This window comes from bacterium, assembly GCA_035559435.1.
Taxonomy (GTDB): domain Bacteria; phylum Zixibacteria; class MSB-5A5; order WJJR01; family WJJR01; genus JACQFV01.
The window spans coordinates 16,942-31,376 of sequence record DATMBC010000080.1 but is presented as its reverse complement, the minus strand read 5'-3'; the positions used below and the strand labels follow the sequence as shown (position 1 = coordinate 31,376).

General features: G+C 62.4%; 13 protein-coding genes. 10 read left to right on the top strand and 3 right to left on the bottom strand.

The genetic code is table 11. The features are described from left to right. Positions 1-51 precede the first annotated feature (51 nt). Positions 52-900: a class I SAM-dependent methyltransferase gene (locus tag VNN55_09950; protein ID HWO57878.1), complete on the bottom strand. Its 849-nt coding sequence runs from the start codon at positions 898-900 to the stop codon at positions 52-54. A gap of 150 nt (positions 901-1,050) precedes the next feature. Between VNN55_09950 and VNN55_09945 the strand changes: the two genes are divergently transcribed. From VNN55_09945 to VNN55_09935, 3 genes are all read left to right on the top strand, one after another. Next, positions 1,051-1,995 carry a cysteine synthase family protein gene (locus VNN55_09945; GenBank protein HWO57877.1) on the top strand — a complete coding sequence of 315 codons (945 nt, stop codon included), beginning with the start codon at positions 1,051-1,053 and terminating at the stop codon, positions 1,993-1,995. 195 nt (positions 1,996-2,190) lie between these two features. Then, a complete protein-coding gene (locus VNN55_09940) occupies positions 2,191-2,952 on the top strand; it encodes a class I SAM-dependent methyltransferase (GenBank protein ID HWO57876.1) in 762 nt (253 codons plus the stop codon). A gap of 22 nt (positions 2,953-2,974) precedes the next feature. Further along, complete coding sequence (locus VNN55_09935; protein HWO57875.1) at positions 2,975-3,190, top strand: hypothetical protein; 216 nt, start codon at positions 2,975-2,977, stop codon at positions 3,188-3,190. Positions 3,191-3,243: 53 nt separating this feature from the next. Here VNN55_09935 and VNN55_09930 read toward each other — a convergent pair whose 3' ends face one another. Continuing rightward, entirely contained in the window at positions 3,244-4,134 is an 891-nt protein-coding gene (locus tag VNN55_09930; GenBank protein HWO57874.1) for a restriction endonuclease, read from the bottom strand. A 148-nt stretch (positions 4,135-4,282) separates the two neighbouring features. Here VNN55_09930 and VNN55_09925 point away from each other — a divergent pair, with 148 nt between their 5' ends. Then, positions 4,283-5,197 carry a hypothetical protein gene (locus tag VNN55_09925; GenBank protein ID HWO57873.1) on the top strand — a complete coding sequence of 305 codons (915 nt, stop codon included), beginning with the start codon at positions 4,283-4,285 and terminating at the stop codon, positions 5,195-5,197. 231 nt (positions 5,198-5,428) lie between these two features. Here the strand turns inward: VNN55_09925 and VNN55_09920 are convergent, their stop codons facing one another. Next, complete coding sequence (locus VNN55_09920; GenBank protein HWO57872.1) at positions 5,429-5,872, bottom strand: CBS domain-containing protein; 444 nt, start codon at positions 5,870-5,872, stop codon at positions 5,429-5,431. Positions 5,873-6,039: 167 nt separating this feature from the next. Between VNN55_09920 and VNN55_09915 the strand changes: the two genes are divergently transcribed. From VNN55_09915 to VNN55_09890, 6 genes are all read left to right on the top strand, one after another. Continuing rightward, positions 6,040-7,233 (top strand): cysteine desulfurase family protein, encoded by a 1,194-nt coding sequence (locus VNN55_09915; protein ID HWO57871.1) that lies wholly within the window; start codon positions 6,040-6,042, stop codon positions 7,231-7,233. A gap of 81 nt (positions 7,234-7,314) precedes the next feature. Beyond that, positions 7,315-7,698 (top strand): iron-sulfur cluster assembly accessory protein, encoded by a 384-nt coding sequence (locus VNN55_09910; protein ID HWO57870.1) that lies wholly within the window; start codon positions 7,315-7,317, stop codon positions 7,696-7,698. Positions 7,699-7,707: 9 nt separating this feature from the next. Further along, positions 7,708-7,995, top strand: coding sequence for a DUF2480 family protein (locus tag VNN55_09905; GenBank protein HWO57869.1), 288 nt, complete (start codon positions 7,708-7,710; stop codon positions 7,993-7,995). A gap of 75 nt (positions 7,996-8,070) precedes the next feature. Continuing rightward, a complete protein-coding gene (locus VNN55_09900) occupies positions 8,071-8,667 on the top strand; it encodes a YceI family protein (protein ID HWO57868.1) in 597 nt (198 codons plus the stop codon). Between the two features lie 237 nt (positions 8,668-8,904). Continuing rightward, positions 8,905-11,082 (top strand): sodium-translocating pyrophosphatase, encoded by a 2,178-nt coding sequence (locus tag VNN55_09895; GenBank protein ID HWO57867.1) that lies wholly within the window; start codon positions 8,905-8,907, stop codon positions 11,080-11,082. 654 nt (positions 11,083-11,736) lie between these two features. After that, on the top strand, positions 11,737-14,334 hold the full coding sequence (locus VNN55_09890; GenBank protein HWO57866.1) for a fibronectin type III domain-containing protein: 2,598 nt from the start codon (positions 11,737-11,739) through the stop codon (positions 14,332-14,334). The last annotated feature ends 101 nt before the right edge of the window (positions 14,335-14,435 follow it).

Here is a 14,435-nt window from a genome sequence, read left to right as displayed (position 1 = left end):
CCGATCCGTGGAACGAATCGGGGCGGTCGTGCCAAGGTCTGATTGTCCGTCCTACTTCTCCCCGTGCGCCACCCAGGTGATGCCGTCGATGCGCACCCGGCCATCGGGGCCGGCGGCCTCGCGCTCAATTTCGTCGCGCACCGCCGCCTGACGGTCCGGCGGCAACTGCGAAAAGAGGATCGCGATCGGCCCGGCCAGCTCGCGGGTGAAGGTGAAATACTCGGCGGGCGTGTCGAAGTCGGCCATGCGCAATGTGATCGGTTCGACGCTGACATGGTGGAACCCGGCCTCATGCAGGACCGACTCGAAACGCGACCTGTCGGCAAAGGCAAACAGCCCCGGGCTGCCCGGCGGCGGGGTTTCGAGATTCAGTTCGCGACGGATGATCCGCATCGGCATGCTCGCCCAGCGGTTGTCCTTTGGGTCGGCCCAGCAGGCGGCGACAAAGCGCCCACCCGGCTTCAGCACTCGGTACGCCTTCTGCGCGCACGCGAGTGGATCGGGCAGAAACATCAGGCCGAACCGCATGGTGACCGCATCGAAACTGTCATTGGCAAAACGCAACGCCTCGGCGTCGGTGCGCTGGAACTCGATGTTGGTCAACCTGCGCGCCGCCGCCTTCTCGCGCGCGAAATCGAGCATCTCCTCAACAAAGTCGAGCGCCACGACGCGTCCGCCGTCGATCCGGCCGGCCGCCGCCAGCGCCGGCTCGCCAGTGCCGCAGGCCAGATCGAGAATGTGCTGCCCGCCTTTGATCCGGGCCAGTTCGAGCATCCGCTCGGTGACCGGCGTCGTGATTTCCACCAGTCGGGCATCATGCTTGCGCCATCCCGGCGCGACAAACGTCCACGACTTGTGCTCGCGTTCCTTGATCGCGGTGGCGTCTTCGGCAATTGGCATAATTTTCCTCCTCTTTTGCTTCTAATATGCGTCGGGCGCGCGCGCGTTGCGCGGTTTTTTTCCGACGGGCGAAAAAACCGGAATCGGGTGACTTCGGACCGGGGATGTTCTTTATTCGCGCAGGGCAGTGTCCACCGGGAGATTTCCGCCATGTCCATCGGCGCCAACATCCTCGCCGCCATCGGCCGGACCAGCATGGTGCGGCTGGGTCAGCTGGCGCCCAAAGACGGCGCCGGCATCTGTGTCAAACTCGAATGGGAAAACCCGACTGGCTGCATGAAGGACCGGGCCGCCCGGGCGATGATCGCCCGCGCCGAGGCCGACGGACGCCTCAAGCCGGGGGACACCATCATCGAGTACACCGGCGGCAGCACCGGCATCTCGCTTTCGTTGATCGCCCTGGCCAAAGGGTACCGCATTCGGATCGTCACGTCCGATGCCTTCAGCCGCGACAAGCTGCTTCACATGGAGGCCCTCGGCGCCGAACTGGTCATGGTCCCCAGCGAAGGCGGCCTGACCACCAAGAAGCTGATCCTTGAGATGATCGAGACCGCGCGGGAGTTGAGCCGAGCGCCCAACACCTTCTGGACCAATCAACTCAGCAACGCCGACAGCATCGGCGGCTACCACGCGCTTGGCGAGGAGATCTGGGAGCAGACCGGAGGGAAAGTCGACGCCTTCATCCAGAGTGTCGGCACCGCCGCCTCGCTGCGCGGTGTCGGCGCCGCGCTCAAGCGGCACAATCCCCAGGTGCGGATCATCGCGGTCGAACCGGCCGAATCGCCGGTGCTTTCCGGCGGGCAACCGGGTCCGCACAAAATCGAGGGTGTCGGCATCGGCTACATCCCGCCGCTATGGGATCCGCAATTGGTCGACGAAGTGATCGCGGTGCGCACCGAGGATGCCAAGGCGATGGCGCGACGTCTGGCGCGCGAGGAGGGCCTCTTCGCCGGGACATCCTCCGGCGCCAATGTGGCCGCCGCCATCGGTCTGGCCGAACGTCTCGGACCAACTGCGACCATCGTCACGTTGATGTGCGATTCCGGTCTGAAGTATCTGAGCACCGATGTGCACGGCAGAAAATCGCCGGCATGACCACGCAATGTGCCGGAGGTCCCAAAGCGGGATGCGCGGATGGACTGATCGTCTCGATGACAATCAATCGCCGCAATCCGGGAGCAGCGATGGATACCTCCTTCCTGTGAGTCGTACGTAGGGGCGTATTGCATACGCCCTTCACGCACGTCGCACACGCAATGAACGCAGCGCCACAGCTGCGGGAGAGCCGCCATGCATGAACAGACACCGCGCTTCTGGGACATCTTCTTCGAGATTTTCGAATCGCTGCCTCGTCAGGGTGTGGGCAGCCGCGCCTGCACGGCCCGCGCGTTGGCGCTCTGCGCCGATCTGCCGCCCCGCCCGCGCATCGTCGATCTGGGTTGCGGTGTCGGCGGGCAGACCCTGGACCTGGCCGAATTGACACAGGGCACAATCCTCGCGATCGACAAGCATGTCCCCTTTGTCGAGCGGCTGCGGCAGACAGTGGCCGATCGCGGCCTGAGCGATCGCATTGATGCGCGGGTCGGCGACATGCTTCAACTCGATGTGCCGCCGCACAGCTTCGATCTGGTCTGGTCCGAAGGCGCTTTCTTCAACATCGGGATCGAAAGCGCGCTGCGGATCGGCCGCGAACTGCTGCGTCCGCGCGGGCACATCGCCTTCTCCGATGCGGTCTGGGGCCGGGAGAATCCGCCGGAGGAGGTGCGCGCGGCCTTCGCCGAATACGACACCATGCGCACGGTGGACCAGTTGCTGCCGGTCATCGCCGACGCCGGGTTCGAACTGCGGGGGCGCTTCACTCTGCCGGCCAGCGCCTGGTGGGACGATTTCTACACCCCGATGGAAGCATTGATCGCCGAACGCCGCCGCCGCTACGCCGGCGACAGCGAGGCGCAGCGCGCGCTGGACAACCTCGCCGCCGAGGCGGACATGCACCGCAGATACGCCGACTACTACCCCTACGTGTTCTTTGTCGCGCGGCTGAAATCATAACGGCCCGCCGCCCGAGCCGCATGTGGACACATCATCCCCCCGCATCGGCTGGCTGACCGACATTCACCTGAGTTTCCTGCAGGGACCCGATGTCCGCGCCTTCCTGGAGAGTGTCGCCGCCCGTCGCTTCGACAGGGTGCTCATCACCGGCGATATTGGCGAAGCGGACAGCATCTCCACCGGCTGCACTTCCGAACGGCCGAGGGTCGCTCCGCCGGTGTGGACGGACATATTGTAGCAAAGATCCACAACGCGACGGCGCTGAAGCACACAATGAATTGACTTGCGCACTCAAACCGGTGGCGCGTAGAAGTAGATTGGGACGAGCGGCAAGAGCGATCTGTCTTCGTCTGTCATTTTGGGATAAAACTCCTGCCATAGCGCAATGAAGCGGTCAAGGTCAATCAACTCGACATGGACGAGGGCCCCGCGTGCTGTAAACTTGGCATCGGGAGTGAATCCTCCCGATGATACAAACATCCCAACGTCTCCGTCTTTCTGAAGGAGGCCCATCAATTGCCGCACTTCCTGAACAGATGCCGGTGATTCGCGATGCTTGATTTGAACCTTGATTCGCGGAGATGCGGATCCCAAGGGATCGCGATAGGCGATTACATCGATACCGCCATCTTTGCCCTGCGGTGCGACAAATGGAGTGTAGTACCCCATCCCACGCAAAAGCCCTGCCACCAATTCCTGGAATTCATAGGGATTCTTCAGAGAGATCTGCTTCTTCAGTCCCTCGATGGCCAATTGCTCGATCTCATGTATTGTGGCTTCCTGCTCGACATCGCCACCCGCCGTGGATTCGTCTTCGTCGAGCGGCTGATTCTCCTGTCGCCAGTTCCGATATGCCTTTCGGGCGGCTTCGAGCAATCCAGCGGGGCCCAAATCCAAGGCCTTTTCGCCTTCGGGTGTTATGTACCACACCCCTTTCTTCTTAATCAGGAATCCCGCCTTGATGCAGGGAATACTGAAGAACCGCAGTACGGACTTCCAGCGCACATTTCCAGATTTCTCGTAAACTTCTTTGGCCCATGGGTCGAAGTCCATGGTTCGTTCGATCTCCGCAATGACATCTCGTGCTGATGCTTGACCACCCTTTTCCTTCAGGATCCGAAGAGCCGCATGGGCAACTTTGGCGGCCAGTTCCTGGGACCGGGAAAGATTCTCTTTTGCCATGTCAAGCAATCTACCTGTACACATCGATTAGATCAATAGCGGTGCAAGCTCTCTTCTTGGCTACCGATCTTTGGTTGATCTATCATCACATTCCCCGCCCCCCTCTCCTCTGTTGATTGTCGGTCCAAAACGGGCGATATTGGTCCCCATGGCAAAGGTCCAACAACAGGGTCAGAAGACCGCCAAGACCGGCGATGTTGCGGTGGCCGAGCCGGAAGAGTCGCCGTTCCGGCACTATGTCCCCGGCGAAAAGCCGCGGGCCGATCAGGCGTACTTCGAGCTGCTGCTCCTGAAAGTCCTGCGCACCGGCGGCGACATCCCCGAATTCGATGAGGTCTGGCCGCGCGCGGTGCAGGCGCTGGCCGGCATGAATCTGCTGCGTCTGTCCACCTACAACCCCGCGGATGTGCGCGACGCCATCGCCGCGGTGGGCGGCGACTTCAACGCCCGCATGGCCGACAAGGCCGAGTCGATCATCGCCTGGGCCGAATCGCTGTGGCGGGTGCGGCAGATTTACGGCTCGGTGCGGCAGTACATCCGCTCGTTTGAACCTGACGGCTTCGAGGCGCTCCTGGAAGACATGAAGCTCCGCCTCCCCGGCCTCTCTTCCGAGTTTCTCACCGCCTACCTGAAGGACGCCGGCGAGAAAGTTCCGCAGGCGGAAAAACAGCCGGCGGGACGTTCGGGACAGCAACGCCCATCTGCGCAACCCGAAAGCCGCGGCGGCGAGCGCCGTCAGGGGCAGCAGCCGCGGCAGCCGCAACAGCAGCCGCAGCAACAGGCCACGCCCCAGGAGGGCGCCGGACGCGGCGATCGCCGGCGGCGACGCGGACGCGGCGGCCGTTCGGGACAAGCGCAACCGCAGCAGCAAGCCCAGCAACCCAAGCCGTCGAAGCAGCCGCAGCCCGCGGCGCAAGCCGGCGAGGCGAAACCCGTCGCCGATGACGCCGCCAGGGAGCAGCAACAACAGCGCCGCCGCAATCGCCGACGATTCTTCCGACGCCGTCGCAGCGGCGGAGGCGGCGACAAGGGTGCCGCGGCCGCGCCACCCGCGGCGGGATAGGCAAGGCGAAAACATCAAGGAGCGCGGCCAACCGCGCCCCTTCGCTTCGGTTAGTAGACCAGCAGGTTGCTGAAAGACCCGGAATCTCGCATTGTCACCCTGAGCGGAGCGAAGGGTCTGCTTTTCTGGCACAGAGGTGAAAACAGCCTATGCTTCGCCTCGCTCAGCATGACATTGACCGATTCTCGCGTCGGAGCTGACTTCCTCAGCAACCTGGCAGGGAGCGGACGATTACTCCGGCGTGGGCGGAACGTAGTAGATGTAGTCGGTCAGCGACTTGATCTCGAACTCCTTGCCTTCCAGCTCGGCCCGCATCAGATCGCGCATCGACAGGAACCCCGCCAGACGTCCCCGGTCCAGGACCGGCAGATGCCGTACCCGCTGCTCCGACATGATCCGCATCGCCACGGAATGATCATCGGTGACATCGGTCGCGTAGATGTCGCGGCTCATTACATCGGCGACGCGGGTGCGCGAGGGGTCCAGCCCCTTGACGATGACGCGTTTCATCAGATCGCGCTCGGAGAAGACGCCGACCAGACGGTCCTCATCGAGGACCGGCAGCGCGCCGACATCGTGCCCAACCATGATCTTGACCGCATCCAACACGCTTGCGCTCACCGGAATCCACTTCAGTGGAATGCCCTGTGCAATGATCGAACCGACAGCGGTCATGGCCGTTCTCCTTCTTGTGTCGTACACCGGACGGACGGGCCGGGGAGCTCTTGAGCATAGGTTAACCTGCGATTTCCCGCCGATCAAGCCCGTTTGGCGTCCCGGCGGCAAACTGACGAAGATCACTAACGTAACTTCTTTTGTGTGGTTAACTTGGTAAGCGGCCCATGAGCGTGACTCTGCCCATCTACATGGATCACCATGCCACCACCCCGGTCGATCCGCGGGTGCTGGAGGCGATGCTCCCGTATTTCTCCGAGCGTTTCGGCAACGCCGCCTCAGTCACGCACGCCTTTGGCTGGGAAGCGCAGGAGGCGGTCGAGAAGGCGCGCGCGACCATCGCCGCCGCCCTCGGCGCCGAGCCCAAAGAGATCATCTTTACCTCCGGCGCCACCGAATCGGACAACTTGGCCCTCAAGGGCGCCTTCGCCGCCCAGACCGGCAATCGCGATCATTTGATTGTCTCGGCCATCGAGCACAACGCCGTCCTCGACACGGCACGACGTCTCGAACAGCAGGGCATTCGACTCACGGTGATTCCGGTCGATGCCGCGGGGATGGTCGATCCGCAGAGCATCCGCGATGCCATCACTGATCGGACGTTGCTGGTCTCGGTGATGGCCGCCAACAACGAAGTCGGCACGATCCAGCCGATCCGGGAAATCGGCCATATCTGCCGCGAACGCGGTGTCTACTTTCATACCGATGCGTCGCAGGCCTGCGGAAAAATCCCGCTCGATGTGCAGGAGGACGCCGTCGACCTGCTCTCGTTGTCGGCGCACAAGATTTATGGTCCCAAGGGCATCGGCGCGCTCTATGTCCGCCGATATAAGCCGCGGGTTAAACTGGCGCCGTTGCTTGACGGCGGCGGCCACGAGCAGGGGCTGCGCTCCGGGACACTGCCGGTGCCGCTGATTGTCGGTTTTGCGCGCGCGATCGAATTGGTCACGGCCGAACGTGACAGCGAGATGGCGCGTCAGGCCGGACTGCGCGACCGGCTGATGCGCGCGCTGCTGGAGCGGCTCGACGGTGTGCGCGTCAATGGATCGCTGGAGTCGCGTTTGCCCAACAATCTCAATCTCGCCTTCGAGCGCGTCGATGCCGAGGCGGTGCTGACCGCGATCAAGGATGTGGCGCTCTCATCCGGCTCGGCCTGCAGTTCGGCCGAGGTGGAACCCTCGCATGTGCTCAAGGCGATTGGTCTGCCCGATGAATTGGCGCAGGGCTCGATCCGTTTTGGATTGGGACGTTCCACCACGGCTGAGGAGGTCGAGTACGTGATCGACCGCATCGTCGAAGTCGTTGAACGCCTTAGGGCTTTGTCCCCAAAGCGTCCCCCGGCACCGGCCCCGCTCCATTGATTGCTGGAACAATCGAGTTGATTTTTGGTTATATTCGCCACCCGGAACTGGACGCACTAACTCCAAGCTGGGGACAATGTTATGAGCGAAACACCACAGAGCGCTGCCCACGAATTGCCGATTGCCAGCCAGGATCTGCCAATTATCGATCTGACCGAAACCGCCGTGACGGAGGTGAAGCGCCGTCTGCAGGAGGCGGGGATGCAGGGACATTACCTGCGGGTCGGTGTGCAGGGGGGCGGTTGTTCGGGGTTGATGTACCAGCTGGCCTTCGACGATCAGCTGGGGAAATTCGACAAGGTCATTGATGTGAAGGGTGTGCCGGTGGTCGTGGATCTGAAAAGCGCGCTGTATCTGCGTGGCACCACGATCGACTATGTGACCGCATTGGTGGGGGGCGGCTTCAAGTTCAGCAACCCCAACGCCGCGAAATCCTGCGGTTGCGGCACGTCCTTCTCTGCCTGATGGAGCGCAATGCCACACTTTGATCTCGAATCATTCGCCGAGGGCGGCATCCTGCGCGAGCAGAGCGTGCGCGCGGCCTTCGCGCGGCATGACTGGGAGCAGTACCGCGATAAGACCGTGCATGTGCGCGGCTGCGGCAACCTCCTGGTCCCGACCTGGGCCTATCTGATGACCGCCGCGCACCTGGCGCAGGTGGCGCGTAAGATCACCTTCGGTGAGGAGATGGCCCCGCTGCCGGTCTTTTCGCGCGAGGAATTCGAGACAAGCCGGAACAATCGGTTGAATCCATCTGACTGACATCACGGTACCAACAACCGGGGCGCGAGCCGCGCGCGCCTCCGAGAAAAACCACGCGGCATCGCAGGAGGATCGATGCTGAAACGTTTGGCTCTGATCGCTGTGATGGTCACGGGCATGGCGGTCTCCGTCCAGGCCGAGAACTATGTCTTTGACCGCGCGCACTCGTACATCGGCTTTGCCGTGACACACTTCGGCCTCAGCCGGGTGAAGGGCAATTTTTCCGACTTCAACGGCACCATCAATTACGACCCGGCCAATCCCGCCAAATCGATGGTCGAGGTTACCGTTCAGGCCGCCAGCATCGACACCAAGGCCGAGAGCCGCGACAAGCACCTCAAAAGCCCCGATTTCTTCGCGGTCGATTCGTTTCCGACCCTGACGTTTAAGTCCACATCGATCACTCCCAAGAACGAGAAATCGTTTGAGGTCACCGGCGATCTGACCATGCGCGGTGTGACCAAGCCGGTCACGCTCAATGTCGAGTTGGTCGGCGCGATGGAAGACCCGATGATGGGCAAACGCCTTGGCTTCACCGCCTCAGGCAGGATCAACCGTCAGGACTTCGGCGTCGCCTGGAACAAGACCCTCGATGCCGGAGGACTGGTGGTCAGCAACGAGGTCGATCTGGTCCTCGAGGTCGAAGCGGTGGTCCCCAAGGAAAAGCAGTAATCCATAGGACATTCCGTGCTCCGAAAACCCCCGCCGATCGCCGGCGGGGGTTTTTTCTGGCCCGATTCGGGCCCGCAAATCCGGATTTGACATGGGCATAGCGCAGATGTATCTTCGCCGCCCCGCCTGACGGTTGGATCACAAGCGCGCCAAGTTTGCGCACCTGAAACGTCCGGCGGGTTTTCAGTCAGGGTCAACGGTTAACCTCAAACCGCATAAGGGGATGTCAGCATGGACATTAACGGCTACATGGCCATCATCGTCGGCATCAGCGTGGCGAGTCTGCTCTTCGTCATCTGGCTGGCGAAGCATGTGCTGAGTTTCGACACCGGGACGCCGGCGATGCGCGCAATCTCGGACGCCATCAGGGAGGGCGCCGAGGCGTTCATGCGCCGCCAGTATGGGACCATCGCGAAACTCTCCATTGTGCTGGCCGCGGTCATTTTTGTGCTCTACGGGTTTGTGCGTGGCCATCATGACTTCGATCCGGTCGGTTCACGATTGGCCATGGCCTGGTGGATCACGCTCTCCTTTGTGCTCGGCGCTCTCTGCTCCGGCATCGCCGGTTTCATCGGCATGTGGATTTCCATCCGCTCCAACATCCGCACCGCCTCCGCCTCCACCCGTTCGCTCAATGATGCGCTCCGTATCGCCCTGCGCGGCGGCGCGGTCTCCGGGCTGCTGGTGGTGGCGATGAGTCTTCTGGGTGTCGGCGGTCTCTACTGGCTGGTGGCCGCCACCACCGACGTCAAGCTGACCAGCATCCCGCTTCTGATCGTCGGCTATGGCTTCGGCGCCTCGTTCGTCGCGCTCTTTGCCCAGTTGGGCGGCGGTATCTACACCAAGGCCGCCGACGTCGGCGCCGATCTGGTGGGTAAAGTCGAAGCCGGCATTCCCGAAGATGACCCGCGCAATCCCGCGGTGGTCGCCGATCTGGTCGGCGACAACGTCGGCGACTGCGCCGGGCGTGGCGCCGACCTCTTCGAATCCACCGCCGCCGAAAACATCGGCGCGATGATCCTCGGCGCTGGGATCGCGATGGCCGCCGAAAAGCAGGGGCTCGCCTTCGCCGCCGGGTCGATCGGTGTCATGCTCTTTCCCCTGATCGCCCGCGCCTTCGGTATTATCGCCTCGATCATCGGCATCATGATGGTCAAGACCAACGAGCAGGAAGACCCGATGAAGGCGCTCAACCGCGGCTACATGATCGCGGTGGTGCTGGCCATGATCGGCTTTGGCATTTCGACCCGCTGGCTGTTGCACATCGACGCGGCGCCGAACGCCTGGATGTTCTTCTTCGCCTCCGGGTTGATCGGCGTGCTCACCTCGGTGGCGTTTGTCTGGATCACGCAATACTACACCGAATACAAGTACCGTCCGGTGAAGGAGATCGCCGAGGCCTGCCAGACCGGCCCGGCGACCAACATCATCACCGGCATGGCGGTGGCGCTGGAATGCACCGCGCTGCCGGTGCTCACGATTTCGATCGCGATTCTGGCCTCCTACTTCCTCGGCGAGGCGGCGCTGCCCGGCGGCGGCTTCTTCGGCACCGCGGTGGCGACCATGGGCATGCTGGCCACCGCTGCCTACATCCTGGCGATGGACACCTTCGGCCCGATCACCGACAACGCCGGCGGCATCATTGAGATGAGCCACCAGCCGGAGGAAATCCGCCGCAAGACCGACCGTCTCGACGCCGTCGGCAACACCACCAAGGCCTTGACCAAGGGGTATGCCATCGGCTCGGCGGCGCTGGCGGCCTTCCTGCTGTTCACCGCCTACATGGATGAAATCCGCAACTACATCGGCGACCACGAATTGTTTAAAGCCATCGACATCGCCAAGCCCGCGGTCTTTGTCGGCGCGCTGTTGGGCGCGATGCTGGTCTTCCTCTTCTCGGCACTGGCGATCCGCGCCGTGGGCAAGGCGGCCTACTACGTCATCAACGATGTCCGTCAGCAGTTCAAGGAGAAGCCGGGCATTCTGAAGGGCACAGAGAAACCGGATTATGGCCGTTGCGTGGACATCGTCACCCGCGGCGCGCTCAAGCAAATGGTACTGCCGGGCATTCTCGCGGTCGGCATGCCGATCGCCGTGGGCCTTATTTTCCGCATGTTCATTACTCCGGAAGATCGACTGATCGCGGCTGAGGCGGTGGCGGCCCTGCTGATGGTCGGCACGATCGGCGGCATCTTGATGGCCACGATGCTCAACAACGGCGGCGGCGCCTGGGACAACGCCAAGAAGTTCATCGAGACCGGCATGTACGGCGGCAAGGGCTCTGACGCCCACAAGGCCGGCGTGGTCGGCGACACCGTCGGCGATCCTTTCAAGGACACCGCCGGCCCCTCGATCCACGTGCTGATCAAGTTGCTCTCCACGATCACGCTCGTGCTCGCCCCGCTGTTTATCTAATCCTGTTCATCGTCATCCCAATGACCCATTCGCCAGAAGCGAGTGGGTCATTGGGATTTCTATTCCTCACAGAACCGGCGGGCAAAGCCCGCCCGACGCCGGCAGGACAAGGCGATCCATGCGCACATGGTCATTCCGATCCGTCGCCGGCAAAGAGGAATCTGCTTTTCTCCCGCGCGGCGCGGTGGCCGGGCCGTCGATATCCAGCGCGACGAGTGGGAGGGCGGTCCGCTGCGGCGGAGCGCCTGCTCCTGATGTGCGGACGCGGCTCAAGAGCCGCTTCCACGGCGGAGGATGGGGTGGCGCACTTGATTTTGGCTGGAATACGGGGTGGGCTGGCGGGTAATTGCACTGAGAACCAGGACCATGCCACGGGCCGTCCTCACAACGGTTGCCGTTTTTGTACTCATTGCCGGGATCCCGGCTCAAGCCGCGTCACCGCCCGCCGGTCCGCTGTCCGCGCTTGCGGAAAACTCATCCGCGCAGTTCTTCCGTCAGCGAATCCTGCACGACTTCGGCAATGTCCGCGTTAAGGTTGGGAATGATGGTTCCCTCGGCGGATGGGGTGAGGGCTCGGCGCCCGGGCCAGATGAGGACCTGCAGACGACTGATGGCGGGGATGCGTCATTTGAATTCCCGGCCAGATCGGATTGCATGTACAGCTTTCTCGGCGGGCTGTGGTTTGCGGGCCTGAGCGGCGTCGACACGCTGGCCAGCATGGCGGCATCATCGGGCAGCTCCACCCTGCGCGACTTCTATGGACGCCGGCGAATTGAGCGGCACGTCGACTCCCTCCGGGGTCACCAGCGCTTTACCTGTGTCTACTACGACACCGCCATTGCATCGTATCGCCTCGGAGCATGGGATCGCGCGCCGGGCATCGAGGTCCGACAAACGTCTCATGCTTTTGCCAGCCCGCCGTATGACCGCTTCATCCTCATCGACTACCTGATCCGCAACCGGTCCGGCCAAACCATCCGGCGACCCTATGTGGGTTTCTTCGATGACGCCGACATCGCCAACACGCGCGCCGGCCACCTGAGAGAGGATGGCCCCAAGGATGATATTGCCGGGTTCATTCCCTCGCACACGATTGCCTATGCCCTCGACAACGATGGTGACCCGCACGGCGACACCGTCTGGGTGCCCACCTCGAGCGTCGGCGCGATGGGAATTGCCCCGGTCTTCGCCGACCCGCTCCCGCACGACACATCGTTCAATTGGTGGGCCACCGATTTCGGTCAGTTGACGTGGGCGCCGATGCGTCCTTCACCCGATTATCCCTCCTACAACAGTTCCTTGCCGTACTTCCCCGGCGGTCCGCGGCAGGTTTACTGGACGATGGCCAATCATGAAAAGGACTACGATCAGCTCTGGTCGGCGGTCGATATGTCGGGCGAGGGATGGAGGAAACCTCGCCTGGGACCGGCGGCCGAAAATCTCGCCAACGGACTTGATACCCGCATCCTCCTGTCGTTCGGCTTCCCGGACATGGAACCCGGCGACTCGATTCGCATTGTGATTGCCGTGGCCGCGGGTGACTCCGTGCATGTCCACCCCGCGGACTTCGCCCGGCTCTTCGATCCGCAGCATCCGGGGAATCTGAACAGCCAATTCGACTTTTCCGACCTGATCCGCAATGTGGAAATGGCGCGCGCCGCCTGGGCCGGCCAGTTTGACCTGTATGCCGCGGCGCCCGCATTCATCTCCACCGCACCGGACGCAGGCGATGCCGTTCGTTGCGAGTGGACACCAGCACCTTTCTATCATGTGCGTGGTTATCGCCTCTTTGCCCGTCCGCTGGGAGAGGCATCGTGGCAGTGTGTCGCCGAGTCCGACCAGAATCGCCGCGCGAGCACCGCGTCCGGCCTGCAAGTCGGACGGGCGTATGAGTTTGCCGTCGCCTCGCTGGATTGGAATCTGACCCAGGGGCCATTGTCACACCCCGACACCATCATCGTCGGGCGCCCGGTGACCGTTCCCGAACTGACGTGCGAGTCAGTCCGTAACGTGGTCGCCGTCAGAATCAGCGTGACCCCGCCACCCGCGCCGCTCCCACCTCTGCGGTTCGTCAATCTGTATCGCAAGTCCGAATACGAAGATGACTTTCACCTCCTGGCACGCATTGCGTTGAGTGCGACCGATGGCGCAACGGCGGCAGGGCAACCGCGGCGCGGACATCTCTCCCTGCTTCCCAACGCCTACATCGACGGCGACATCGCAATCGGCACCAGGTATTCCTACCGCGCGTCCGTGGAGAACAGTCTCGGCCTTGAAGGACCGCCATCGCCGGCCGTTTCCGTCACCGCGATGACAAAGGACCGCCGCGGCTTGATCATCTTTCTCGACAAACAGGAAACCGCGTCCCTGTACAATCCCGAACGTCAGCTCGAGTTCTACGGCAACTGGGCCGCGCAAATGGGATTCGATACCAGCACCATCGTCGACGACGATTTGCAGCGATGGGATTCGCTCGTGTCGATTCAGTACCTGGCTCGTTACCAGTGCATTGTCTTGGTTGACGAGGATCCCCGTTCAAGGAGTCCGTTGCGCACAGTGTTCATGCCCTTTTACGGGATCAGGAAGTATCTGGCAAGCGGAGGCCGAGCCGTCTTCGCAACACGAAATCACGGTAACTACTTCTGGTACTGCGGATGTTACAGTCCAGCATTCATCGTGAGAGAATTCTGTGGTGTCGACGCGGTGTTCTACGAGAAGTCAGTAAGGGGTACGCAATGGCTTCGCGGGGAATTTTTGGGCGCGCAATCCGTGGACGCGCGCTATGAGTCGGTGGAGGCAGACAGCACGGCCGGCTGGGACATGCCGTATCTCCGGCAGCTGGCCGATCAAGTGGACACGATCTTCGCCGCCGGGTACATCCCGTACATCGGCGCCCTGGGATCATTGGACGAACACACGCAGGTTCTCTACACGTATGAATCCGCTTACGAACCCTCCAACTTGCACGGCAAACCCGTCGCCGTCGAACGCATCACCGATTCTACCGCCACCGTCATGTTCAACTTCCCCCTCTCGCTGATGAAACGCGAGCAGGCCTGGCGCGCGCTGACACAGGCGATCGTCGATCTGGGCATCGACACGACCAACTACTGGACGCCGCCGGCCACGACCAATCGCGCCATGATCGAATGGCTCTATGGCAAGTCGTCAACCAGGCCCGACCCGGATTGGGATATCAACCGCGACGGTGTGATCGACATCCGCGATGTCGTGGGCGGAATAAAGCGGTGAGTTCGGACGGCGCCGGTCAATCGCATCATCGCACACGACCATCCCCTTCGCAGGACACCTGAACCCTCGCCACTACATGGTCACTCCGATCCGCCTCAGGC